The following is a 23,222-nucleotide window of genomic DNA, read 5'->3' as shown; positions in this document are numbered from 1 at the left end:
GTCACTCACCGGCGGCCTCCGCGAGTCCGGCGATCAGCAGCGCCGAGGACGTGGCACCCGGGTCCTGGTGCCCGATGCTGCGCTCGCCCACGTAGCTGGCCCGGCCCTTGCGCGCCTGCAGCGGCGTCGTCGCCACGGCGCCCTCCTCCGCGGCGGCCCGCGCCGCCGTGAACGACTCGCCGAGCGCGTCCACCGCCGGCACCAGCGCGTCGATCATGGTTTTGTCGCCCGGCGCGGCACCGCCCAGCGTCATGACCGCGTCCACCCCGGCCCGCAGCGCCTCGGCGAGCTGCTCCGCGCCGACCTCGGCGGCGTCCCCGAGCGCCTTGCCGGTGCGGCGCAGCAGCGTCCCGTACAGCGGCCCCGAGGCGCCGCCGACCGTCGAGATCAACTGGCGTCCGGCCAGCGTGAGGACCCCGCCGGGCGTGTCCGGGGCCTCCTTCTCCAGGGCGGCCGTCACGGCCCTGAACCCGCGCTGGAGGTTGCTGCCGTGATCGGCGTCCCCGATGGGGGAGTCGAGGGCGGTGAGCCGTTCCGCCTCGCGGTCGACGGACGCGGCGGTCGCCGTCATCCAACGGCGGAAGAAATCGGCGTCGAGCACTGGATCTCCTTGCCTGGTAGGTACGTGGTGATCCTCTACCCCTTGTGTCTCACACGCCCCAGCGCAGCCCCGGCGTCTTCACCGGCGCGTCCCACAGCCGCAGCAACTCCTCGTCGACCTGGCACAGGGTGAGCGAGGCGCCGGCCATGTCCAGGGAGGTGACGTAGTTGCCCACCAGGACCCGGGCCACCGCGACACCGCGCTCGGCGAGCACCCGGTGCACCTCGGCGTTGAAGCCGTACAGCTCCAGCAGCGGCGTCGCGCCCATGCCGTTGACCAGGACCAGGACGGGATTGCGCGGGCGCAGGTCCTCCACCACCGCCTCGACGGCGGCCTCGGCGATCTCGCCCGAGGTCATCATCGGCCGCCGCTCCCGGCCGGGCTCGCCGTGGATGCCGATGCCCAACTCCAGCTCGCCGGGCGGCAGATCGAAGGTGGGGCTGCCTTTGGCCGGCGTGCTGCAGGCGCTGAGCGCGACACCGAAGCTGCGGGAGTTCTCGTTGACCTGCCGGGCGATCGCCTGCACCCGCTCCAGCGGCATGCCCTCGTCGGCGGCGGCACCGGCGATCTTCTCCACGAACAGGGTGGCGCCCGTACCGCGCCGTCCCGCCGTGTAGAGGCTGTCGGTCACCGCCACGTCGTCGTTGACCAGCACTTTCGCGATCTGGATGCCCTCGTCCTCGGCCAGCTCGGCGGCCATGTCGAAGTTGAGCACGTCACCGGTGTAGTTCTTCACGATGAACAGCACACCGGCCCCGCTGTCCACGGCGGCGGCCGCGCGCAGCATCTGGTCGGGCACCGGGGAGGTGAACACCTCGCCGGGACAGGCCGCCGACAGCATGCCGGGGCCCACGAAACCGCCGTGCAGCGGCTCGTGCCCCGAGCCTCCGCCCGACACCAGCCCGACCTTTCCGGCCACGGGAGCGTCCCGCCGTACGATCACCCGGTTCTCCACGTCCACGGTCAGCTCCGGGTGGGCAGCCGCCAGACCGCGCAGCGCGTCCGCGACCACGGTCTCCGGGACGTTGATCAGCATCTTCACGGGAACCTCCTGGTGAGACTGGTGTCTGGGCCTCTGACCTTCATCTTCGCAGGCCTCTTTGCAGCAGGCATCGGGGAAGGAGGTTCTGGGCGGCGGAGGCCTTGCCGCGGCCGCCGCCGGGACGCCTTCTTCGGCGTCTGAGCCCCGCGCATCCCGTGGGGTGGACAGGGCTTGGCAGCCCGCTCGCTGAACCGATTCAATGACGGCGTCCGTGATCGTGCCGTCAGGGGGAGGACCGGGTGTTGACACAGGAGGAAGGGGCAACTGCCCTGCCGGGGGCGGGCGTTGCCGTGCCGGAGACCCTCGCCTTCGGCTCCGGACACCTTGTCCTCGATGCTCTCACCGGTGCCCCCCTGCAGTTCGTCGACGAGCAGGACCGGGACCGCCGGTTCCTGCTGGAACCCGGCGCCACCGTCTGGCACTCGGTCGAGCACCAGTGGGGTTCGGGACATCTGGTGACGGACCGGGGCGGCGCCCGCTGGCACACACCCGTCGAGCTGCGGGCGGCGGACGGGGTGGTCGAGGCCGTGCACAGGCCTCTGCCGGGAGTCGATGTGGAGGTGCGGCGCGCTGTGCGCGGGGACCTGCTGCACGAGCGGTACTCGGTCGTCAACACCGGTCAGGAGCCGCTCACGATCAGCGGCCTGGGCATCCAGACCCCCTTCGCCGACCTGTACGACGGCGCGGAGCGCTCCCTCGGCCGGGCGGTGCACGCGCACGTGTTCACCGGCGGGACGTGGGCCTGGGTGCTGGCGCAGCCGATGTCGGGGGAGGGGCGGTGCCTGGGGCTGATCGTGCGGGAGGGGGCGCTGCGGGCGTACTCCGTGGAGTCGCGCAACCAGTACTCGCAGTCCGACGCCCGTGGTCACCTGGTGCTTCTGGTCACCGACCAGGCCCGCAATCCGCAGGCGTTCGGCGGCCAGCCGGTGCTGCGCCTGGCTCCGGGTGAGTCGGTGACCATGGCATGGGAGCTGGGCTGGTACCCCTCGGTCGCGGACTTCACCGCCGCGACCAGACCGCCGGCCGTCCTCTCCGCCTACGCCGCCGAGACCGGACAGCCGATCACCGTCGAGGCGTCGGCGGTGAGCAGCCCGGACCCCGGGGTGACGGTGGAGCACGACGCGGACGGCCGCCACCGGGTCAGGGCGTCCCGGCACGGCACGTACACGCTCGACGTCGGTGACGGTGCCCGTACCGAGGTCCTGTTCCACCTCCCGCTGGACGAGGTCGTACGGCGCCGGGTGGCCTACATCACCAGGTACCAGCGGGCCCGGGAGCGGCCCGGCCTGCTCGCCCACGCCTTCGTGCCGGTGGACACCAGGACCGGACTCACCCAGGCGACCAACGGCTGGTCGGACTGGACGGACGGCTCCGAGCGGATCGCCATGCCGCTGCTGCTCCAGGCCGCCGCCGCACACGGCCTGGCGGACCCGGAGGAGATCGACCCCCTGCTGGACGGCTGGTCCCGCTTCGCCCGCCGGCATCTGCTGGACGAGACCGCCGCCCCGCGCCGCGGCTCCCAGAACTGGCACACCGGACCCCGGCTGTACGACACCCCGTGGCTGGCCCACTTCTTCCACGACCGGCACCGGGCCCACGGCCGGCCGGAGGATCTCGACTTCGCCGCCCGCATCATCGAGCGGAGCTTCGAACTCGGCGGTGCCACGCACCTGTCCATCGGCCTGTCCCCGACGACGCTCGCCGTCTGCGACAGCCTGGACACCGCCGGGCAGGAGGACCGCGCCGAGAGGATGCGAGGCCAACTGGTCGACAGTGCACGGCAGTTCGTGCGCATGGGCAGGCGGCTGCCCGCCCACGAGGTGGCCTACGAGCAGTCCATCGTCGCTCCCCTGCTGGATCTTCTCGTCGACGCCCACACCCTGACCGGGGATCCCGCCTTCCACGACGCGGTCGCCGAACGGCTGCCCTGGCTGCTGGCCTTCGGCGGACCCCAGCCGCACGTCCGCCTGCACGGCATAGCGATCCGCCACTGGGACGGCTACTGGTTCGGCGCCCACCGCCTGTGGGGAGACGTCTTCCCCCACTACTGGAGCACCCTGACCGCCACCACCCTCCTGCGTCTGCCGGCCACCCTGCGCACGGCCGGCACCGACCGGCTGGCCGAGGCGATCCTGCGAGCCAACATGGCCAACTACCACGAGGACGGCTCCGCCACCTGCGCCTTCGTCCTGCCCTCGACCGTCGACGGCCGCCCCGCGCACACGGCCGACCCGCTCGCCAACGACCAGGACTGGCACCTGGTGCTGTGGCTGCGGGCACAGGGTCCGCGGCTATAGTCGGCCCGAGCCCTGCGTGAACACTGAGGTGGTGTGGCCGGAGTGTCCGAGACGGAAGAAGTGCGGTCGGCGTGGGGGCGGATCGTGCACTGGCTCACGGCGAACGCGCCGTCGACCGCGCAGGCGCTGCGCGGCCCGGCGACCCGTGAGGACATCGCGGGTCTGCGCGAGGCCCTCGGGTTCGAGGTGCCCGACGTGCTCGAGGCGTTGCTGCGGATGAACAACGGAAGCACCGCGAAGGACACCACGAGGACCCTTCCCAACGGGCGTGTGGTGCCCGCCCGGCACCTGGATTCGGTGATCTTCCCGTTCGGGAAGGTGTTCCTGGGGTGCGAGGAGATCATCGCGCGGCGCGCCCAGCTGCTGGCCTCGGCGCAGGAAGCGGAGGGTTACTGGAAGCCCTCCTTGATCCCGGTCATCTGGGATTTCGAAGGTGCCTACCACGGTTATGCCCTCGACGCATCCGGGGCTTCGGAATCCCGGATCCTCACGTACGCGGAAGTGAGCCCGAACGAGACCGACCCGGCGGTCTCCCTCGGGGAACTGCTGACGTCGTTCGCCGACGGAATGGACCGCGGCACGTGGGACGTTCAGCGCCCGTTGGTGGAGAACGGCTCTCTCAGGTGGCGTGAGGACTGACCCCGGCGCGGGGCCGCCCCGGGAGGGACGGCCCCACGCGGTTCAGCCGGTGGTGGTCAGGGTGCACTTGACGGACGTCGAGTTGACGTTGCGGGAACCGCAGTTCCCACTCGTGGCGGTGTCGAGCCAGTAGGCGTCCTTGTCCATGAGACGCATCTTCTTGCTGAACCCGTAGGCCCCTCCGAAGGGTGACATGGAGTCCTGGTTGTCCCGGTCGGAGATGGCCGACCGCCCGCAGACCTCGGTCCAGGTGGGGACGCTCCCGTTGAGGTTGTACAGGTGCATGGTGCCGTTGACCGAGGTGGCGTAGGTCTCGACACAGGCCGACCCGCTCGGTGTGCCGGTGGTGCTGTCGTCGGGGACGGCCGGGTTGATCCCGCCCTCGGCGGCACTCATGCCGCCGCTGTTGTAGCTGGCGCCGAAGGCGAACTCGTCGCAGTTGAGCGCCACGTCGGACGGCCCGTCCAGGGCGCTCGGGTCGCCGTTGTCGGAGGCCCACCCCGTCGGGCACATACGGCCCCGGTTCCTGCTGACCTGGCTGCTGTCGCCCAGGTAGTACAGCGGCTGTCCGGTCGCCTCGGAGCCGGGGTGCCTGGGCGAGAAGGTCTGGATCAGCCAGGCGTGCGCGGCGGCCTGCGGGTTCTTGGCCGCGTTGAAGGTGTAGGTGGGGGCGTAGTTCGAGAAGACGCAGCCTCCGGCGGTGTCGACGACGGTGTCGCAGCGGACGGTGTCGAGGTCGGTCGCCCTCGTCGTGCTCGCGCTCCACTGGTAGCCGGTGGTCTGGTACGGGACGGTGTCGTCCGACGGGTACACATCGCCGTCGATCTTGACGTCCGGATGGAAGAAGTAGGTCTTGCCGCTGGTGGCGGTGGGCCAGGTGTAGGACGAGGTGATCGACGCCTCGTGGGTGTCACCGGCCGTCCAGGTGGTGCTTCCCTGCCATGCGCTCATGCCTGCCTCGACGGGGTTGCACGGGGACTCGCACAGGTGCTGGTTGACGGCGAGCTGGATCATGGCGAAGTCCGGCGGGATGCTCTGCCCGGCCACGCTGAGGTGCTCGGTGAAGGAGTTGGTACCGGTCAGTTCGATGGTGCGCTGGAACTGGAAGTAGGCGGTGGCCTTCACCGCTCCGTCCACGCGCAGGTAGTAGGGCACGACGCGGTTCTCGCACTCGATGGTGCGGGTGGCGCGGGCGACGATTCTGCCGTCGTCGCACCAGGTGGCCACGCCGTGGCTGCTGACGTGGGGCACCACGCTGCCGTCCGCGGCGGGGTTGGAGGCCTCCCCCTTGAGCGGGGCGGTGGCCTCGTCGCTGACCGGCTGGTCGAGCAGGTCGGGGTTGGGGGCGGTCTCGACCGGGGCGGGCAAGGTCAGGTCGACGGGACGGTCCTCGCTGATGCCGTAGTCGCCGGGCACGAAGGCGACGGCGTCCCAGGCGACGTCCTCGTCACCGGATCCGGTGCCGGTGGAGTTCGTCAGGGTGACCTGCGGGGTGTTGTCGTTGAACCGGTACGCGCCCAGGGACACCCATTTGTCGGCCTCGTTGGCGTTCTGGTCGAGGCGGACCTTGGCCTCACCCCAGGCTGTGTTGATCTTGTAGACGGCCTCGTGGGTCTGGGCGCCGGTGTCGGGGACGTGGACGTAGATCATGGCCTGCTTCTCGGCCACGGGTCCGTTCATCCTCCACGTGCCCAGGACCGTCATACGCCCGCCGGGACCGCCCAGATGGGCGGCGTCACGGGTGTGCGCGTACCAGAAGTGGCCCTGGTAGCCGCCGCCGATCTGGTGCAGGTCGGCCTTGGCGTCGTACTGCCCGAGCCCCGGGCCGGTGGCGTTCGGGTCGGGGTAGAAGGTGAACTGGAACGAGCCGCCGGTCGTGGTCGTTCCGCAACTGCTCCAGGTGTTCGTGCCCGACGGGACGTCGTCGACGACCACGGAGTTGGCGGGCGCCCCGCTGCACACGGGCGTGCCGTACTGGAGGCGGTAGCCGCGTCCGGGCTCGCTGATCAGGGTGGCGTACTTGATGTGTTCGTTGCCGCAGGTGGAGGCGCAGTCGGCCTTCCAGGTGGCGTTCGACTCGTGCCACCAGTACTGGGTGTAGCAGGTGGCGTCCGGACAGTCCGGCGGGTTGGCCACGTCGCAGCTGTTGTGGGTGTTGCAGAACGTGTCCAGCGGCGGCTTGATCGCGGAGCGCTCGGCGGTGGTGTTCCACCAGGCGGGGTAGAAGCCCGCGGAGGAGAAACCGGACTCGCCGGGCCAGTCCTGCCGGCCGGAGGTGGCGTAGGAGTGGCCGGTGTCGATGGACCAGGCGGCCCAGCCCATCACCTTCTCCTCGTACGGCCAGTACTGCGGGTGGGCCGCGTCCTGGTTGGCGTCGCTGTCGAGGTCGGTGTCCATGAAGGCGAGCCGGCCGGGCGGGTAGACGGGGTTGGCCGGGTTGTTGTACCAGCCCAGGCCCCAGTTGCCGTTGGTTCCCGCGTCGGCCGCCTTGTTGAAGCCGAGGTTGTAGTTCCACACGGCGGTGAACCAGTTCTCGGGCTTGGCGGGGTCGTCGTTGTTGACGGTGACCGTCTGGCCGCTCTCGTGGACCTCGTTCCACTTGTCGGCGAGGATGTGCAGCGAGGCGGCGATGTTGCTGGCGTAGTCGATGGCGACGGCCCGCTGCTGCTCGGGGGCGAGAGCGGTCTCGCCGGTCTTCTCGTGCCCGGCCATGCGCATGCCGTCGGTGACCTGGCCGACGCCGTAGCCGCAGTCGGACTCGTTCCAGTTGATCGTCCAGTAGGCGGCGAGGGATCCGCCGCTCTGGTGGCCGTAGAAGCCGTCCACGGCGGCGAGCGGGCTGCCCATCTGGCCCGGGATGGCGCCGGACTCGGCCTGCCACAGGTTGGACTCCTGGGCGAGGATGCCCAGTTCGACCTGGGCGGGGATGCGTCCGCCGGTGTTGAGCGTCGGGACGGGGAACATGCCCTGCGGGTCGATGGTGCCGATCCCGGTCTGGGAGCGCCAGCCGCCCTGGGTGAGGTAGCCGGAGCGCAGGTCGCCCCGGACGGCCATGTCCACGGCCCACTCGACCTGGTTGGGGGTCGGCTGCAGTGCCTGGGTGTCGACGTCGTTGCGGGGTACCGAGCACCAGCGGTCGGTGTCGACGGGGTTGTGCTCGATGCTGGTGCTGTCGGCGGTGGTCATCATGCTCATCGTCGTCAGCTGCGGCTCGGAGGAGCCGGTCAGTGACGGCGAGGTCGTGCCGCCCGCTGTCGTGGCGGGCGCCGGAGCGGTCTGCTCGGTGCGCTTGCCGGTGGCCGCCGCCGTGCCGGTGACGGTCAGGACGTGGCTGGTGGTGCCGTGTTCCCGCTTGGCCGCCGGTTCCTTGGTTTTCGGCGTGGTGAAGTTCCTGCCCGCGTCGGCGATGTGGTCCAGGCCGGCCTGGACGGCCGGGGACACGACCGGGTCGACGGCGAGGCGCCCGTGGCTGGAGACATCCGCGTCGGGTGAGACGCTGAGGGCTTTGATGCCACTGGCCTTGAAATTCTTGTCGGGCGTGGCGTGGCCGGTGAGGAAGACGGTGCCGTCGGCGCCCTGACGGAGGTTCATCGCGGTGAGCCTGCCGCCGGCGACGGTGGCCGTCTTGCCATGGGCGTACGTCTTGACGTTCGCCGTGGTGTCATCGGTGCGGTCGAGGTAGCTGACCGTGCCGTCGGCCCGGACGTGGATGGCGTACGGAGCGTGCCGGGTGGCCGCGAGCTTCTCGGTCTTCCCGTGCCGGTCGACGTGGACGAGCCGGTTGCCGGCGGCCGCGATCACACCGTCCCTGGTGGGGACGGGCGACGTGATCTGGCCCTGCGCGGTGGTATCGGCGAGGGTCTCGCCGTGGGTGTTCACGGTGACCAGGCGGGTCTTGCCGCCACGGTAGGCGGTGAAGACGGCGGTGCGCGTGGCCGGGTCGCAGGAGGGGTCGAAGTAGGCCAGGGAGGCGTTGAACGGCAGTTTGGTGACGCTGCCGTTGTCGAGGTCGACGATCGCGGTGAACGCCCCGCCGAGCATCGTGTCCTGGTGGTTGGTGAAGGTGCGGGGTGCGTAGGCGACGGCCGCGTGGTGGTCGTCCATGACGCACTGGTTGCCGATCCAGGTGTCGGCCGGGAGCCGGGGTTCGCTCAGGACGGCGGCCGTCCGCCAGGCGTAGGCGTTCCCGCTGTCGGCGACGAGGAGGTGGAGGCCGTCGCTGTCGGCGGCGGCGGTCACGGCCCGGTCGGTCGCTGTCTTCCACCCGCGGCCGAGGATCCTGTCAGGGTTCTTCACGCCTCCCCCGGGGGCATCGGGGGAAGGGGTGGAAGTCTGTGCGGGGGCGGCGGGCCGGGCCATGGCGGGCTGGGCCTGTATGAGCCCGGTCAGGGCTGCGATGACGGAGAGGACCGTCACCGCGGTTCTTCTGCAGCCGGTGGTCACCTGGCTTCCTCATTCCTTCTCTACCTGGGTGATACGGACGTCGAGCCCGCGGGAAGGGACGGCGCCGAGACTCTGGAAGTCGGCCTCGGCGCTCATCGTGGTCGTGGGGGGAAGCGGCCCGTCGCTGGAGACGACCGCGCTGTCGGTGACTCCGGCCGCGTCTCCCGCGGTGACCGTGACGGTAACGATCACGCGGTAGGAGGCTGGTTCGGCCGCGTGGTTGGTGAGGGTGAGCGGGATCGTGAGCATCCGCTGTGCCTCGTGGCGCGGGGCGTAGGCGATCACGTCTCCGTGGGCGGCGCGGGCGATGGGGGTGCCGTAGCCGTACTGGGACGGTTCGAGGGTTCCGTAGGGGGCCGGGAGCCGGTCGGGAGTGGGGGTCTGCCGGGGCGGGCCGGCCATGAGGTCCTGGTTCATGCTGTCGGCGAAGCGGAGGCCGCCGTAGACGACCGCACCGGCGAGTGCGGCGGCCACGGCGGCTCCGGCCAGAACGCGGCGCGCGGCGGGCACCGGTCAGCCGTTCAGCGCCGTCTTCGCCGCCGCGAGCGCGTCGGTGTTGCGGGCGCGCAGGGCGTCGAGTTCGCTTCTGTGGTCCTCGATCTGCTGTCTCTGGATCGTCGATTCCGCGTCGAACCAGATCCGGACGAGGTCGGTCGTCTTCTTGCAGTCGATGTCCGCGAGGGCGACGTTGATCTCCTCTTGGGACGGGTTCATGTCAACGTGAGGGACGACCTTGTCGGCGTCGTACGGCGTGGCGACGGTGTATCCCTTGGTGCTCATGCACGTCGACCAGGCGGTGATGGCGTTCTGGACGGCGGGCGTGGCCCGCGACCGGGTGAGGCTTCGGCCGTCGAGCTCGGAGACGAGCGAGAAGTCGAGGTCGCGGGTGCCGAGCCGGTCGTCGGCCCAGCCCGCGCATCCGTCCTTGTGGATCTGCTTGCCCCGGTAGGTGCCGGGCGCCGCCTTCGGTGCCGGGTCGGCGAGGTTCCCTCGGATGCCGGTGCGGCCGGTGAGGACCTCGACCTGGTCCTGGGTGAGGCCGGGCATCCTGGTGCCCTGCTGCTTCTGGCTCTCCTCGGGCAGCCCGTAGCCGTACTTCTCCGCGAGGGCACGGTCGGTGATGCCGTAGCGGCGGGGCATGTTGGCGTCGTCGGCGCTGGGCGGCGGGGTCTGGCCCGCCGGGGGGAACGTGACGTGGAAGCCGTAGCCGGCCATGCAGGAGGTTTCCAGGTGGCGCTCGGCGTTGTCGAGGGTGACGGTGTCCTCGTAGGTCTGCATGTAGGCCTGGAGGGGCAGGGAGAGTCCCTTGGCCAGGCCGGTGTCGGGGACGGCCTTGGGCCAGGCGCTCTTGTCGATGTTCGAACCGGCGTCGGCGACCGGTGCGGTCCTGGGACGCCCGGGGGTCTTCTCCGCGGTGTCGTGGCCGGCGGAGCAGGAGGTGATCAGGGCGGCGGTGGCGGCGGCGGCCGCCAGCCGGGCCGCGGTACGGCGCGTGCTCATCGAGGGCTCCTTGGGTGAGGGTCAGGCGAAGTGCTCGGAGGCGTTCTCGTTCTTCAGCGTCGAGTCGAGATTGGTGAGAACGCAGTCGCCGTACGGTTCCCGGTGCGCGAAGTACTGGGAGTGGCCCTCGTATCCGGAGTTGTAATAGACGCGGTAGTTGTCGACTTCGGAGCAGTTCTGCACCGAGGCGGCGTTGTTCTTGACGTACTGCCAGGCCCCGTTGCCGTTGCCGTTGAAGACGTAGCGGTAGGTCGTCAGGGTCGAACCCTGGTACTGGCTGGTCCCCCAGTAGTCGGAGACGTTGCCGTAGAACTCCGCCCAGCTCGTGACGTACTGGCCGTCCTGGACGGCGTAGGCCGTGGAGTTGTAGAGCAGCCACAGGTCGCCCTCGGTGCAGTTGATCCAGGGCACGTCACAGTTGTCGGTGACGTTGTAGGTGGCCGCCCGGGCGGGTGCCGCCGTGGCGAGTACGGCCGCAGCCGTGACGGCGAACGCCCCGGCCGCGGTTCTCGCGCGCAGCTTGATGAACTTCACTGTGTCCCCTCCCCGATTGCCGGCGTGCCGCGGCTGCGCCGGACCTGATCAGGCGACTGGGCAGCCCCGGTCGCCGGACTCGCGGTGTGCCCCCATGGCAGCGGGATTCCAAGAATTCCGTGTGAAGATCGCGAGCCGTCCGGAAGCTACTACCGCGTCCCGGCGGAAATCGATGTGCTTTGCGATTTTCTGGGTGAAGAGGACAGCCTGTTTGCTGGGCCTTACCGGCCCATTGCTGAAATCGGATCAGGTCCCGCCGGTGCCATGGTGGTTATCGGGGCCGGGCTGTGCGGGGTTACCGCTCGGTGTCGGGTTGTGCCGGGTCGAGGTAGTGCGTGGTGGTCCGGTCAGCGTGTGGGGTGAGCAGGCCACGCAGTTCCTCCGCCGCGCTCTTGAGGAGGGCGCCGTCGCGGGTGGCGTGCAGCGTTTCGAGGACGAAGGCGACGTGGGTGGAGTCCTCGGTGACGCGGGTGCGGTGGGCGTCGCGGTGGTTCCAGTGACGCGTCAGGACGCCGCTGGTGTCCGCGTAGATGATCTCGCCGGGCTTGGGGTGTTCGACGGTGCCGGGTTCGCCGAGCGGGGTGAAGGTCTCGGTGCCGTCGGCGTGGCGGATGTCGACGTCGCCGGTGACGTGGTCCAAGTCGAAGGCGCCGGCGGGCAGGCCGTGGCGTACGGAGACGGTGTTGTAGGAGTCGACGGCCGGGTTGATACGCGGCAGCGTCCCCTTCTTGGCGAGGCGGCGGCCGAGCGCGTCGACGCTGGGGCGGATGCGGCGCGGGTTGGTGCCGAAGGAGCGGTAGGCGGTGTGCCAGGCCTCGATGCGGGGGTCGCTCTCGTCGGCGGGCTGCCAGGTGCCGTCGGCGAGCTGCTGCTCCAGTTCCTCCACGGCCGCGGCGGTGTGCGGCCAGGACTCACGGCCGCGCAGGCCGGTGGCGGTGACCACGGCGATGAGGGTGTCGGGGAAGGCGTCCGCGACGGCGGGGGCGATGCGGAAGGCGGGCATGGGCGGCGTTTCCATTTCGTGTCGGGGTGGGTCAGGACTTCCAGGGACCGATGCGGTCGAGGCGGCGCAACTGCCGGCGTGCGGTGGGCACGTCCAAGCCCTGGCCCCGCTCGGTGAGGCGCTCGGCGACCGTGCTGCGGTGTTCGACGGGCTTGTGGTCGTCGTACTTGAACTTGGCCCGCACGTCGGTGACTTCCAGGCGCAGCCCGCGGATGCCGGACAGCATCCGGCCGTAGGGCGGCCGGTCGACGGCCACGGGGCCGTGGTCGCCGTCGGGCTGGAAGTGGGCGAGCTGGTGGCGGAGCAACTCGGCCTTGGGCGGGTGGCCGGGCAGGCCATTGAGCTGTCCGAAGTCGTGGCCGTCGGTGATCCAGGCCTGCCACTCGGCTTCGTCCCGACCGGCGTCCCAGGGGTGGACCAGCATTGCTTTTCTCCTTGGTCGTGCGGGCCTGCTCAGGTCAGGGCGAGGAGGCCGACCGCGACGGTGGCGGTGCCCAGGCCGATCAGCCGGCCGCGGTGGACGCGTTCGGCGAGGACACCACGGGCCGGCGGGACCGTGCCGGCCGGGTAGAGGGCGACGTGACGGCGACGACGGTGAGTCCAGCACGCCCGCGGTCGCCGACATCGCGCACGCGGGCCGCTCCGGGCCCAGCCCGCGCCGGCGACGGACAGGTGCTCGCCCTGTGCCAGGCCCACCCCGATCACAGCACATCCTCTAGTACCATTGGAACGACCGCACCGTACAACGTAACGACCAATCCTTGTCAACCGAACGACCGCGCGGTGCATTGGGATGACCCATCGGTGAGGAGAGAGATCAGATGGCCGAGACAGGCGCAGCCCTGCGGACGGTCGCGCACAACGTCCGGGCCGCCCGCACCCGCGCGGGCCTGTCCCTGGAGGAGCTCGGCCGTCGCGCCCAGGTCAGCAAGGGGGCCCTGGTGGCACTGGAGAAAGCCCAGGGCAACCCCAACCTGGCCACACTGGTCCGGCTGGCCGACACCCTCGGCATCTCGGTGTCCGCCCTGATGCAGGGACCGTCCGAAGGTCGCGTCCGCGTCGTCGCCGCCGACGCCGTCGCACCGCTGTGGACCGGAGAACACGGCGGCGAGGCCCGGCTCATGCTGACGACGTCGGGCCCGGCCCCGGTCGAGGTCTGGCGCTGGCGCCTGGAGCCGGACGAGGAATACCCGAGCCATCCCCACCAGGCCGGAGTGGTGGAGACCGTCAGTGTCACCTCCGGCCGGATAATCCTGGTCGTCGACGGCACCGAACACACCGTGGAAGCCGGCCAGACCGCCACGTTCGACGGGGACACCCCGCACACCTACCGCGGCTCCGGCACCGGGACGTGCCACCTGATCATGACGGTCCACCTGCCGCCCGGCCCCACCCGGACGGCCTGACCGGCTCGGCGCATCCGGAGCCGCATTCACCCGGCCGTCCCTCGCCCGACCGCCGGACCGTGACCTTACGGCGCCGCGTCGAACGCCGCTTTCCGTACGCGACGGTCAGCACCGCCGGCAGCGGTCCCCACAGGAGCAGTGGCGCGTAACAGACGTAGAACCAGGCGGCTTCCCAGCCGGAGACCCGGCCCGGGGCGTCGGACGGCAGGTCGTCGCCCCGGACTGTGGTGCCCCTCACCTCGGAGACGGTGAACAGGCACGTGAACAGGAGGGTGAGGACCGTGGCCCCGCAGGCGGCAGGGAGGAGCACCGCCGTCCTCGGCACCTCGCGGCCCCGCAGGAACGGGATCCAGGCCGGGAACACCTCACCCCAGCGGGCGATGAGGCCGATCGCGGTGAAAGCGAAGACTTCCGAGACGACCGACAGGAAGACGAGGTACGCCCGTTCGCCGGGCCCGATGCCGTCGCCGAACGCGGCCGGGAGCCGCCAGACGCCGGACGGAAGGACCGTCAACGGAACGGCGTAGGCGACGAGCCGTATCCGCCGCGACACTCCGGCGACGGGCTCGTGGGCGGACCGCCACGCGGCGCGGAAGCGTCCGGGGCGGGTGGTGACGGGTGTGTGCGGGTGCGGCTGCACGGGCGGTCCCCGGTTTCGACGGACTGGTGCTCGGCCCTTTCCGCACGAAGATCCCAGTCACGTCGGCCCCTGAGGATCGACCCCAGGGCTGAACCCGCTCCCTCCGACGGCCGAGGGTCGGCGGGCCCCGAGGACGAGCCCCGGTGCGCCGGCGTCGAGGGTAGTGCCGTGAAACCCGCTCCGACCTCGGCGTACGGATCGTTTTCCGCGCACAAAGATGCGTCAACTCCTCGTTGACGGGCTTTCCGTGGCGGGGCCAGGGTGAGGGGGACATCGGATCCCGAGCCGTCCGGTCACCGAACCGCGAGCAGGAGGCCGTGATGCTCCAGACAGACACCCGCCGCGCACTCTTCTTCCAGCGCTGCCTGTGGTGCGGCACCCCGGCCTACCGCCGCTCGTTCTGCCGTGTCTGCGGCGCCATGGCCTTCCACCGGGAACGCAGCGCCGGCACCGGAGTCGTCGTGCGCCGCAACGGCCACGCCCAGCACAACACGTGGTTCGTCGCGATGGACGAGGGCTTCAACCTGCTCTGCCAGGTCGCCGGGACATCACCGGTCGTCGTCGCGGTGGGCGCGCGGGTGACCCTCGTACGGTCGGTCGACCCCCGCGACCAGGGGCTACCCGTCGTGGAACTCGCCCACCCGGGAGCGCTCCTGGAGCGCTGGACGTGACGGGATCCGGCTCCGGCGGGGCCACGGCCGGACGGGACGATCAGAGAGGAGGGTGCGTGAGCACCCAGCACCAGACGCCGGACGGACGGGCCGACGCGATCGGCGGAACCGGGCGGGGCGCCCTGGAGGGAGTGCGCATCGCCGACTTCTCCCGGGTCCTCGCGGGGCCCTACGCCACCATGCTCCTCGCCGACCTCGGCGCCGACGTCATCAAGGTCGAACGGCCCGGCAGCGGGGACGACACCCGGGCCTGGCACCCGCCCACCGGCCACGACGGCACCTCCACCTACTTCCTCGGCGTCAACCGGAACAAGAAATCGGTCGTCCTGGACCTGGCCACGCGGGCCGGCCGTGCGCGGGCACACGCCCTGGTCGCCGACTGCGACGTGCTGGTGGAGAACTTCCGCCCCGGCACGATGGCACGCCTGGGCCTCGGCCACCAGGACCTCCTCGCGCGGCACCCGCGCCTGGTCTACTGCTCCATCAGCGGCTTCGGCAGCGGCGCGGGCGCCACGATCCCCGGCTACGACCTGCTCGTGCAGGCCGTCGGCGGCCTGATGAGCGTGACCGGAACCGCCGACGGGGAACCGGTGAAGGCCGGAGTGGCCCTGGTCGACGTGATCACCGGACTGCACGCCTCGCTCGGCATCCTCGCGGCCCTGAGGCACCGGGACGCCACCGGGCAGGGGCAGCTCGTCGAGGTCAACCTCCTCGGCTCGCTGCTGTCCGCCATGGTCAACCAGGCCTCGGCGTACGCCGTCGCCGGTGTCGTCCCCGGACGGCTCGGCAACGCGCACCCGAGCATCGCCCCCTACGAGACGTTCCCGACCGCCGACCGGCCCATCGCCCTCGCGGTGGGCAACGACAAGCAGTTCGCGGCGCTCGCCGAGACCCTCGGGGAGCCCGGCCTCGCCGACGACGACCGGTTCCGCACCAACACGGACCGGGTCGCCCACCGCACCGAGCTGCGGGAGACCCTGATCCGGCTGCTGAGCACCGGCGGCGCCGACCACTGGTCGACCGTCCTGCTGGCCGCCGGCGTACCGGCCGGCCCGGTCAACGGCCTCGACGAGGCGTTCGCCTTCGCCGAGCGGCTCGGCCTGCCCGGCATCGTCGACGTCCCCGCCCCGGCCACCGGCGCGGCGGCCGGCAGGCCCGCCCGCCAGGTCGCGCATCCCGTCGCACTGAGCGCGACCCCCGCGCGCTACCTGCTGCCCCCGCCGCTGCTGGGACAGCACACCGAGGAGATCCTCGACGGCTTCGACGGCTTCGACAGCCGCGACGGCCACGGCGGCTTCGACGGCCTCGACGGTCACGACGGCCACGCCTCGGTGTGACCCGCGGCGGCCGCCCGCCCGGGCGCGCCACGTGCCGCCCCCGCACCACCACCCGACACCCCCGGACCCACCACCACTCGACACCCCAGCCACCAAGGAGCTCGCCATGAGCGGCAAGCCGCTGAAGGACCCTCTCGACCTGCTCGACATCGCCTCCGTCCTCTCGGACGAGGAACGCGAGATCCAGGCCACCGTCGCCAGGTTCCTCGCCGACCGGGTCCGCCCGCACATCGGCGAGTGGTTCGAGAACGCCCACTTCGCCCGCGAACTCGCCCCGGAACTGGGCAAGCTGGGCGTGCTCGGCATGCACCTGGAGGGCTACGGGTGCGCCGGCACCAACGCCGTCTCCTACGGCCTGGCCTGCCTGGAGCTGGAGGCCGCCGACTCGGGCTTCCGCAGCTTCGTCTCCGTACAGGGCTCGCTGTCCATGTACTCCATCTGGAAGTGGGGCTCGGAGGAGCAGAAGCTTCAGTGGCTGCCCCGGCTGGCCGCCGGCGAGGCGATCGGCTGCTTCGGCCTGACCGAACCCGACTTCGGCAGCAACCCCGCGGGGATGCGCACCCGGGCCGTCCGGGACGGCGGCGACTGGATCCTCAACGGATCCAAGATGTGGATCACCAACGGCGGCATCGCCGACGTGGCCACCGTCTGGGCGCAGACCGAGGACGGCGTCCGCGGCTTCCTCGTCCCGCGCGGCACGCCCGGCTTCACCACGCAGGACATCAAGCAGAAGATGTCGCTGCGCGCGTCGATCACCTCGGAGCTGTACTTCGACGACGTGCGCCTGCCGGACTCGGCCAGGCTCCCGCTCGCCGAAGGCCTGCGCGGACCGCTGTCCTGCCTGAACGAGGCCCGCTTCGGCATCCTGTTCGGCGTGGTCGGCGCGGCCCGCGACGCGCTCCAGGCGGCCATCGAGTACGCCGACTCCCGCGTGCAGTTCGACAAGCCGATCAGCGCCTTCCAGCTCACCCAGAAGAAGCTCGCCGACATGACCGTGTCCCTGGGCGGTGCCGCCCTGCTCGCCCTGCACCTGGGACGCCTGAAGGACCAGCACCGCATCCGGCCCGAGCAGATCAGCGTCGGCAAGCTCAACAACGTCCGGGAGGCGATCGCCATCGCCCGGGAGTGCCGCAGCGTGCTCGGCGCCAACGGCGTCTCCCTGGAGTACTCGCCACTGCGTCACGCCAACAACCTGGAATCCGTCCTCACCTACGAGGGCACCAACGAGATGCACACCCTGGTCGTCGGCCAGGCGATCACCGGCCACCCGGCGTTCCGCTGACCGGCCCCGCCGAAGGAAGACGCACGTGAACATCGTCGTACTCGTCAAGCAGGTCCCCGACACGGCCGCCGAACGCACCCTGTCCGGGACGGACCACACCCTCGACCGGGAGGGCGCCGACCTCGTCCTGGACGAGATCAACGAGCGCGCCGCGGAGGAGGCCCTCACGCTCAAGGAGACGGCCGGTGCCGAGGTCACCGTCGTGTCCATGGGGCCCGACTCCGCGCTCGACGCCATCCGCACCGTGCTGGCGATGGGGGCCGATCGCGGGATCCACGTCCGCGACGACAGGCTCCGGGGCGCCGACGTGGTGACCACCGCGAAGGTGCTCGCGGCCGCCGTGCGCACGGTCGGGGACGTCGACCTGGTCCTCGCCGGCAACGCCACGACCGACGGACAGGCGAGCGCGGTCCCCGCCGTCGTCGCGGACCTGCTCGGCCTGCCGCAGCTGACGCAGGTGCGGGAACTGCGCGTGACGGCGGGCCGGGTGTGCGCGGAACGCGAGACCGAGCACGGCGAGGCGACGCTCGACGCGCCGCTGCCCGCGCTGGTCAGCGTCACCGAGAAGATCAACGAACCGCGCTACCCCTCCTTCAAGGGGATCATGGCCGCCAGGAAGAAGCCCGTGGAGACGGTCGGCCTCGACGACCTGTTCCCCGACGCGGACGCCGCCGGCTTCCTCGTCACCCGCACCCGGGTGGTGGAGGCCGTCCCGCGTCCGGCTCGGACCGCAGGAGTCCGGGTCACGGACGACGGCTCGGCCGGCCGGCGGGTCGCCGACTACCTGATCGCCCGGAAGCTCCTCTGAACGCCCCGGAAGCTCGTCCGTACCGCTGCGCAAGCCCGACCGAGAAGCAGGCACCCATGCCCGAAGTCCTCGTCCTCGTCGACCACGACGGGGAACGTGTCCACCGCACCACCTACGAACTCCTGGCCGCCGCACGGCGGTTGGGAGACCCGACCGCCGTCGTCGTCGGAACCCCCGGCACCACGGGGCGCCTCGGGGAGTCCCTCGCCCGTCATGGCGCCACGAGCGTCCACGCGGCCGAATCCGCCGAAGCGGACGAGTTCCTCGCCACGCCGGCCGTCGACGCCCTGGAACGCGCGGCCCGGGAGGTTTCCCCCGCCGCCGTGCTGGTCTCGGCGACGACGGACGGCACGGAGGTGGCCGGGCGTCTCGCCGCACGGCTGGACGCCGGACTGCTGATCGACGTGGTGGACGTGGACCCGTCCGGCGTGGCCACCCAGGTCGTCTTCGGCGGGTCGTACACCGTGCGCTCACTGGTGACCCACGGCCCGCCGGTGATCGCCCTGCGGCCGGGCTCCTTCGAGCCGAAGGAGTGCCCCGTGGAGGCGCGGCAGCGGGGACTCGCCCTGCCTCCGGTCGACCCGGCGCGTTCCGCCCGCGTCACCGACCGTCGCACGGCGCTCGGCGGCGACCGTCCCGGCCTCACCGAGGCGGCCGTCGTCGTCTCCGGCGGGCGCGGTGTCGGGGGAGCGGACGGCTTCAAGGTGGTGGAGGAACTGGCGGACGCCTTGGGGGGCGCGGTCGGTGCCTCACGCGCCGCGGTCGACGCCGGCTACTACCCGCACCAGTACCAGGTGGGTCAGACGGGCAAGTCCGTCTCCCCGCAGCTGTACATCGCCCTGGGCATCTCCGGGGCGATCCAGCACCTGGCCGGGATGCAGACCTCCAAGACGATCGTCGCGGTCAACAAGGACCCGGAGGCGCCGATCCTCGGCCTGGCCGACTTCGGCGTGGTGGGCGACCTGTTCACCGTCGCACCCGGGCTGACCCGGGAGGTGACCGCCCGCCGCGCGGGCAGTTGAAGCACTTCAGCCACGCCTTCAAGGCGTTCCCTGTCAAGTTCAGCGTGTTGGAGTCGAGGCGGTCCTGGCCCGGGCGGTGGACAGTAGTTGAAGGGCTGGCAGGCCGCCCGTCGAACACGGCGGCCTGCCAAGCCTTGGCGAACTCGGCGGGAGCTGAAGGCGGTCGTGGTCAGAGGCCGATGTCGGCCAGCCACTGGCTTGTGGTGCGGGGAGTGACTCCCAGCAGCTTCTGGGCGGAGGTCTCCGGCGCGATCGAGCGGCCGGGCATGGCGCTCATCGCCTGGTAGGCGCCTGCGATGTCAGCGGCGGCACTCGTCCCGATCAGGGGAGTCATCGAGGTGCGGAACTCCTCGGCGGTGATGGGGTCGAAGACCACCTCCCGTCCGAGTCGGGCGCCGAACGCCTCGGCCAGATCCGGTCCGGTGATGGCCGGGTACTGGCCGACAGAGACCACGCCGGTGACGTCCGTGCGGTCGAGCAGGGCGACGACGGCGTCGGCGATGTCCAGGTGGGAGGCCCAGGAGACGGGGAAGTCGGCCCGGATCGGGTAGGGCAGTACGCCGCGTTCGCGGACGGAGCCGATGACGTGCGGCATAAGCAGGTTCTCGAGGTAGAGCTCGGGCGCGATGACCGCGTGGGACACGCCGCCGTCGGACAGGCCGGCGGCCAGGGTCGCGGCGGCGCCGCCGATGGCGGGATCGATGGGGAAGCCGCTGGTGGAGAACACGACGCGGTCCGGCCGGGCCTCGCGAACGGCGGTGAGGATGTTGTGCGCGTAGGTCTGGCGGTCCTCCTCCGAGGCCACCGGCAAGTGGATGAAGACTCCCTCGGCGCCTCGGTATGCGTCGGTCAGGTCGGCGGCGGAGGAGTATCCGGCGGCCAGGACACGCTGCGCTCCGTGAACGACGGCGTCGGGGTTGCGGGTCAGGGCGGTCACGGTCTTGCCCGCGGCGGCGAGAGCGGCGACTACGGGGGCGCCCTGGGCGCCGGTGGCGCCATGAATCACGTAGGTCATGGCGTCATTAGTGCATGCGATGCACCAGTTACATCAACTGCACTAATGGGGTACGGTCGAAATTGTGACTGATCCCTGTCTGCCTGAGTGCGGTGTCGCCCGGTTCCTCACGCTGCTCAACGGACCGTGGGCCACTTTGATCGTGCGCGAGCTGCTCCACGGCCCTCACCGGTTCAACCAGCTGCGCGAGGCCCTGCCCGGCATCAGTCCGCACACTCTGACCAGTCGGCTGCGTCAGTTCGAGCGGCACGGCATCGTCACCCGCACGACGTACGCGGAGATCCCGCCGCGCGTCGAGTACGCGCTGACTCCTCTCGGCGAGGGCTTGCGCGAGGTCCTGGAGGCCATGGGGACCTGGGCCATGGCGGTGCCGGATCCCGAGCCCGGCGTCACCGCCTGACGTACGCCTGGCCCAGCGACCTGGTGACGGTCATGGTCACGCTGAGGATGCGAGCCTTGCCCGCAGGGCGTCATTGTCCGGTGCTCCTTGGTCCGCGCCCGGAGGTACGCCTCGTGGACCTCTTCGGGCTCGTCGGCAAGGACCTGGTCCATGCGCTCGCGGATGTACCGCTTGAGGTTGATGTGCTCCATGAACACCTCGCCCACCCCGGCCTCGACGAGCTGTCCGAAGAGGTCGTCGAGGAGTTCGGGCTGGGTGGCGAAGTGGGGCAGGAGCGGGCCGACGAAGGCGTAGGTGGCGATGCCGGCCTCGTTGAGTTCGGCCAGGGTGCGCAGTCGGCGGGAGGCGAGCGGGGCGCGGACCTCCAGCCAGCGGACGGGTACCCGACCGCTTGCAGTTCGCGCAGGATGCCGCGGGTGAGCCGGTACTTCGTCTCGTGGCCCTGGTAGGGGTCGGTGACCGAGCTGAGCAGCATCGTGCCTTGCCGCTTGTCCTGCGGCATCTTCGCCAGCTCTGTGCGGGCGAGCTCGACCGCGTTCTTCTTCACGTACAGGTAGTCGCCGATCTCGACCGGTTCCATGGCCGACTTCCTTCCTGCTGTTCACCGTCCGCCTCTTGGGTGCTGCGGCCGGGCTCCTGAGCTGTCCATGGGACGGCCGGCGGGACGCCGCCGGGCCTACACCCATGGAACAATAATCCCAGGAAGTTGATTCCATGGAACATAAATGGTTGGCTGGGCGACAGCTGATCGAGGCTCGCGGCCACGCTTCCCACGGGTCGGCTCGCCGAGTCGCAGCCGCAGAGCCGCCGTCACCCATCGAGTCCAATCCATCTCAGAGAGTTTCTGCGCGCCCCCCGGTATGGGGTGAGGAGTGAGTGTCATGACCGTTCCCGCCTTCAACTCGGTCGCCTGGTTCGAGTTCGGCACCGACCAGCCCGAGAAGGTCAAGGAGTTCTACGGCGAACTCTTCGACTGGAAGTACGTCCTCAACACCAACACCCCTGGCGTCACCTACCACTCGGTGATGACACCGGGCGCCCAGCGGCCGGCCGGCGGAGTGTGGGACTCGGAAGGCGGCTTCCCCGACTACGCGGTCTTCTACGTCGTCGTCCAGGACGTCGCCGCGACCGTCGCCCACGCCGAACGACTGGGCGCTGAGGTGCTCATGGCGCCGGTCTCCGACTCCGCGGGCTTCACCTTCGCCCGGCTGCGGGACACGGCGGGCAACCACTTCGGCGTGTTCTCCGCACCCACCCCCTGACCGGTTCCGCGGGGCCGCGTCCCGCCAGTACTCCGCCTGGAGGTTTCCGATGCCCGGCGCCAGCGCCACCAGCGAACAGATCCCCGTCCGTGTCCACGGCGGACCGACCACCGTGATCGAGTACGGCGGGCTCAGGTTCGTCACCGACCCCACCTTCGACCCGCCCGGCGAGTACCCCATGCCGCTCCCGGGCGACCACAGGCTCGTCAAGACGGCCCCTGCCGCCGTCTCCGCCGCCGACCTGGGTCGCGTCGATGCCGTCCTGCTCTCCCACGACGAGCACGACGACAACCTCGACCACGCCGGCCGCGCTTATCTGTCCGAGGTTCCCGTCGTGTTCACCACGGTCAGCGGCGCCGGTCGCCTGGGCGGCGACGCCCGCGGGCTGGACGTCTGGCAGACCGCCGAGCTCAGGCGGCCCGATGCCGGCACCGTGACCGTCACCGGCGTGCCCGCCCGGCACGGCCCCGTCGGCTGTGAACCGATCACCGGTGACGTCATCGGTTTCATGCTCACCAGCGACGACCTGCCTCCGGTCTACGTCAGCGGCGACAACGCCGCCTTGGAGCACGTCAAGGAGATCGCCGAACGGTTCGCCCCGGTAGACACTGCGATCCTCTTCCTCGGCGGCGCCCGCATGCCCTTCGCCTTCGACGGCGCCCTGCTCACCCTCGACAGCGCCCAGGGCGCCGAGGCCGCGAAGACGCTCGGCGCCCGCCGGGTCGTCCCCGCCCACTTCGACAGCTGGGCCCACTTCACCGAAGGCCGAAAAGAGATCGAAACCGCGTTCGCCGACGCCGGCCTGGCCGGATGCCTGGACTTCGCCCGCTAACAGCCGTACCCACCCAACATTCTGGAGAACACACACCATGACCAGCACGAACATCGACATCGCCCGCACCTACTTCCAGGCCGTGCAGACCGGCGACATGGCCACCCTCGGCGAGCTCCTCGACGAGGCGATCGTCTGGCACCAGCCCGGCGCCAACCAGTTCTCCGGCGAGCACAAGGGCCAGGGCGCCGTCTTCCAGATGCTCGGCGGCATGATGGAGGCCAGCCAGGGCACCTTCGCCATCGACAAGATCCACTCCCTGATGGGCAACGGCGACCTGGTAGCCGCCACCATCCACTTCACGGGCCGCCGCGGCGACATGTCCATGGCCATGGACGGCGTGGATCTCTTGCGCCTCCAGAACGGCAAGATCACCGAGATGTGGCTCTTCTCCGGCGACCAGAACGCCGAGGACGCCTTCTGGGGCCGCTGACCGCCACTTCGTCGTGTAGGTGTCCGGGTCGAAGCCCAGCCGGCCGCGCACGGCC

Annotated in this window: 23 protein-coding genes and 1 pseudogene; 13 read left to right on the top strand and 11 right to left on the bottom strand. The window is 70.8% G+C overall.

Annotated elements, in window-relative coordinates; genetic code table 11:
- Nucleotide 1: 1 nt before the first annotated feature.
- Nucleotides 2–601: a dihydroxyacetone kinase subunit DhaL gene (dhaL, locus tag ABZ948_RS30740; protein WP_359764989.1), complete on the bottom strand. Its 600-nt coding sequence runs from the start codon at nt 599–601 to the stop codon at nt 2–4.
- Nucleotides 602–650: 49 nt separating this feature from the next.
- On the bottom strand, nt 651–1,643 hold the full coding sequence (dhaK, locus tag ABZ948_RS30735; RefSeq protein WP_359764988.1) for a dihydroxyacetone kinase subunit DhaK: 993 nt from the start codon (nt 1,641–1,643) through the stop codon (nt 651–653).
- Nucleotides 1,644–1,885: 242 nt separating this feature from the next.
- Between dhaK and ABZ948_RS30730 the strand changes: the two genes are divergently transcribed.
- Together ABZ948_RS30730 and ABZ948_RS30725 are read left to right on the top strand one after the other, a co-directional pair.
- Complete coding sequence (locus ABZ948_RS30730; RefSeq protein WP_359764986.1) at nt 1,886–3,940, top strand: hypothetical protein; 2,055 nt, start codon at nt 1,886–1,888, stop codon at nt 3,938–3,940.
- 42 nt (nt 3,941–3,982) lie between these two features.
- The gene (locus ABZ948_RS30725) at nt 3,983–4,579 is read left to right on the top strand and encodes an SMI1/KNR4 family protein (RefSeq protein WP_359764984.1); all 597 of its coding nucleotides are present in this window, start codon (nt 3,983–3,985) and stop codon (nt 4,577–4,579) included.
- 42 nt (nt 4,580–4,621) lie between these two features.
- Here ABZ948_RS30725 and ABZ948_RS30720 read toward each other — a convergent pair whose 3' ends face one another.
- The 7 genes and pseudogenes from ABZ948_RS30720 to ABZ948_RS30690 all read right to left on the bottom strand — a co-directional run.
- Nucleotides 4,622–8,875 (bottom strand): golvesin C-terminal-like domain-containing protein, encoded by a 4,254-nt coding sequence (locus ABZ948_RS30720; protein WP_359764982.1) that lies wholly within the window; start codon nt 8,873–8,875, stop codon nt 4,622–4,624.
- A 156-nt stretch (nt 8,876–9,031) separates the two neighbouring features.
- A complete protein-coding gene (locus ABZ948_RS30715; protein WP_359764980.1) occupies nt 9,032–9,496 on the bottom strand; it encodes a hypothetical protein in 465 nt (154 codons plus the stop codon).
- Between the two features lie 39 nt (nt 9,497–9,535).
- Nucleotides 9,536–10,522, bottom strand: a complete 987-nt coding sequence (locus ABZ948_RS30710; protein ID WP_359764979.1) for a hypothetical protein — start codon at nt 10,520–10,522, stop codon at nt 9,536–9,538.
- Between the two features lie 21 nt (nt 10,523–10,543).
- Nucleotides 10,544–11,056, bottom strand: coding sequence for a hypothetical protein (locus ABZ948_RS30705; protein ID WP_359764977.1), 513 nt, complete (start codon nt 11,054–11,056; stop codon nt 10,544–10,546).
- Nucleotides 11,057–11,351: 295 nt separating this feature from the next.
- Nucleotides 11,352–12,059 carry a B3/B4 domain-containing protein gene (locus tag ABZ948_RS30700; protein ID WP_359764975.1) on the bottom strand — a complete coding sequence of 236 codons (708 nt, stop codon included), beginning with the start codon at nt 12,057–12,059 and terminating at the stop codon, nt 11,352–11,354.
- A gap of 31 nt (nt 12,060–12,090) precedes the next feature.
- Nucleotides 12,091–12,483, bottom strand: a complete 393-nt coding sequence (locus ABZ948_RS30695) for a hypothetical protein (RefSeq protein ID WP_359764973.1) — start codon at nt 12,481–12,483, stop codon at nt 12,091–12,093.
- A 29-nt stretch (nt 12,484–12,512) separates the two neighbouring features.
- A pseudogene (locus ABZ948_RS30690) lies at nt 12,513–12,717 on the bottom strand (EamA family transporter); the annotation flags it as partial.
- A gap of 163 nt (nt 12,718–12,880) precedes the next feature.
- On the opposite strand from ABZ948_RS30690, the gene ABZ948_RS30685 reads away from it, so the two are divergent.
- Nucleotides 12,881–13,465, top strand: a complete 585-nt coding sequence (locus ABZ948_RS30685) for a helix-turn-helix domain-containing protein (protein WP_359764971.1) — start codon at nt 12,881–12,883, stop codon at nt 13,463–13,465.
- Here ABZ948_RS30685 and ABZ948_RS30680 read toward each other — a convergent pair.
- Nucleotides 13,422–14,105: a hypothetical protein gene (locus tag ABZ948_RS30680; RefSeq protein ID WP_359764969.1), complete on the bottom strand. Its 684-nt coding sequence runs from the start codon at nt 14,103–14,105 to the stop codon at nt 13,422–13,424. The two genes, ABZ948_RS30685 and ABZ948_RS30680, sit on opposite strands and share 44 nt — an antisense overlap.
- A gap of 320 nt (nt 14,106–14,425) precedes the next feature.
- Between ABZ948_RS30680 and ABZ948_RS30675 the strand changes: the two genes are divergently transcribed.
- From ABZ948_RS30675 to ABZ948_RS30655, 5 genes are all read left to right on the top strand, one after another.
- Nucleotides 14,426–14,776, top strand: coding sequence for a Zn-ribbon domain-containing OB-fold protein (locus ABZ948_RS30675; protein WP_359764967.1), 351 nt, complete (start codon nt 14,426–14,428; stop codon nt 14,774–14,776).
- A gap of 56 nt (nt 14,777–14,832) precedes the next feature.
- A complete protein-coding gene (locus tag ABZ948_RS30670) occupies nt 14,833–16,113 on the top strand; it encodes a CaiB/BaiF CoA transferase family protein (protein WP_435857654.1) in 1,281 nt (426 codons plus the stop codon).
- Between the two features lie 106 nt (nt 16,114–16,219).
- Entirely contained in the window at nt 16,220–17,395 is a 1,176-nt protein-coding gene (locus tag ABZ948_RS30665; RefSeq protein WP_359764965.1) for an acyl-CoA dehydrogenase family protein, read from the top strand.
- 25 nt (nt 17,396–17,420) lie between these two features.
- Entirely contained in the window at nt 17,421–18,203 is a 783-nt protein-coding gene (locus ABZ948_RS30660) for an electron transfer flavoprotein subunit beta/FixA family protein (RefSeq protein ID WP_359764963.1), read from the top strand.
- Between the two features lie 56 nt (nt 18,204–18,259).
- Nucleotides 18,260–19,225: an electron transfer flavoprotein subunit alpha/FixB family protein gene (locus ABZ948_RS30655; RefSeq protein WP_359764961.1), complete on the top strand. Its 966-nt coding sequence runs from the start codon at nt 18,260–18,262 to the stop codon at nt 19,223–19,225.
- A 169-nt stretch (nt 19,226–19,394) separates the two neighbouring features.
- Here the strand turns inward: ABZ948_RS30655 and ABZ948_RS30650 are convergent, their stop codons facing one another.
- Nucleotides 19,395–20,240: an NmrA family NAD(P)-binding protein gene (locus ABZ948_RS30650; RefSeq protein WP_359764959.1), complete on the bottom strand. Its 846-nt coding sequence runs from the start codon at nt 20,238–20,240 to the stop codon at nt 19,395–19,397.
- Between the two features lie 64 nt (nt 20,241–20,304).
- Here ABZ948_RS30650 and ABZ948_RS30645 point away from each other — a divergent pair, with 64 nt between their 5' ends.
- The 5 genes from ABZ948_RS30645 (at nt 20,305) to ABZ948_RS30625 (ending at nt 23,167) form a co-directional block, all read left to right on the top strand.
- Nucleotides 20,305–20,640, top strand: a complete 336-nt coding sequence (locus tag ABZ948_RS30645) for a winged helix-turn-helix transcriptional regulator (protein WP_359764957.1) — start codon at nt 20,305–20,307, stop codon at nt 20,638–20,640.
- 113 nt (nt 20,641–20,753) lie between these two features.
- A complete protein-coding gene (locus ABZ948_RS30640) occupies nt 20,754–21,089 on the top strand; it encodes a hypothetical protein (RefSeq protein WP_359764955.1) in 336 nt (111 codons plus the stop codon).
- Between the two features lie 432 nt (nt 21,090–21,521).
- The gene (locus tag ABZ948_RS30635; protein WP_359764953.1) at nt 21,522–21,902 is read left to right on the top strand and encodes a VOC family protein; all 381 of its coding nucleotides are present in this window, start codon (nt 21,522–21,524) and stop codon (nt 21,900–21,902) included.
- 49 nt (nt 21,903–21,951) lie between these two features.
- Nucleotides 21,952–22,734 (top strand): MBL fold metallo-hydrolase, encoded by a 783-nt coding sequence (locus ABZ948_RS30630; RefSeq protein ID WP_359764951.1) that lies wholly within the window; start codon nt 21,952–21,954, stop codon nt 22,732–22,734.
- 37 nt (nt 22,735–22,771) lie between these two features.
- A complete protein-coding gene (locus ABZ948_RS30625) occupies nt 22,772–23,167 on the top strand; it encodes a nuclear transport factor 2 family protein (RefSeq protein ID WP_359764949.1) in 396 nt (131 codons plus the stop codon).
- Nucleotides 23,168–23,222 lie beyond the last annotated feature (55 nt).

It is taken from the genome of Streptomyces olindensis, assembly GCF_040645895.1.
Classification (GTDB): domain Bacteria; phylum Actinomycetota; class Actinomycetes; order Streptomycetales; family Streptomycetaceae; genus Streptomyces; species Streptomyces olindensis.
Note: the sequence above shows the minus strand (reverse complement) of the source record. Positions and strands in the feature narration are given on the sequence as shown.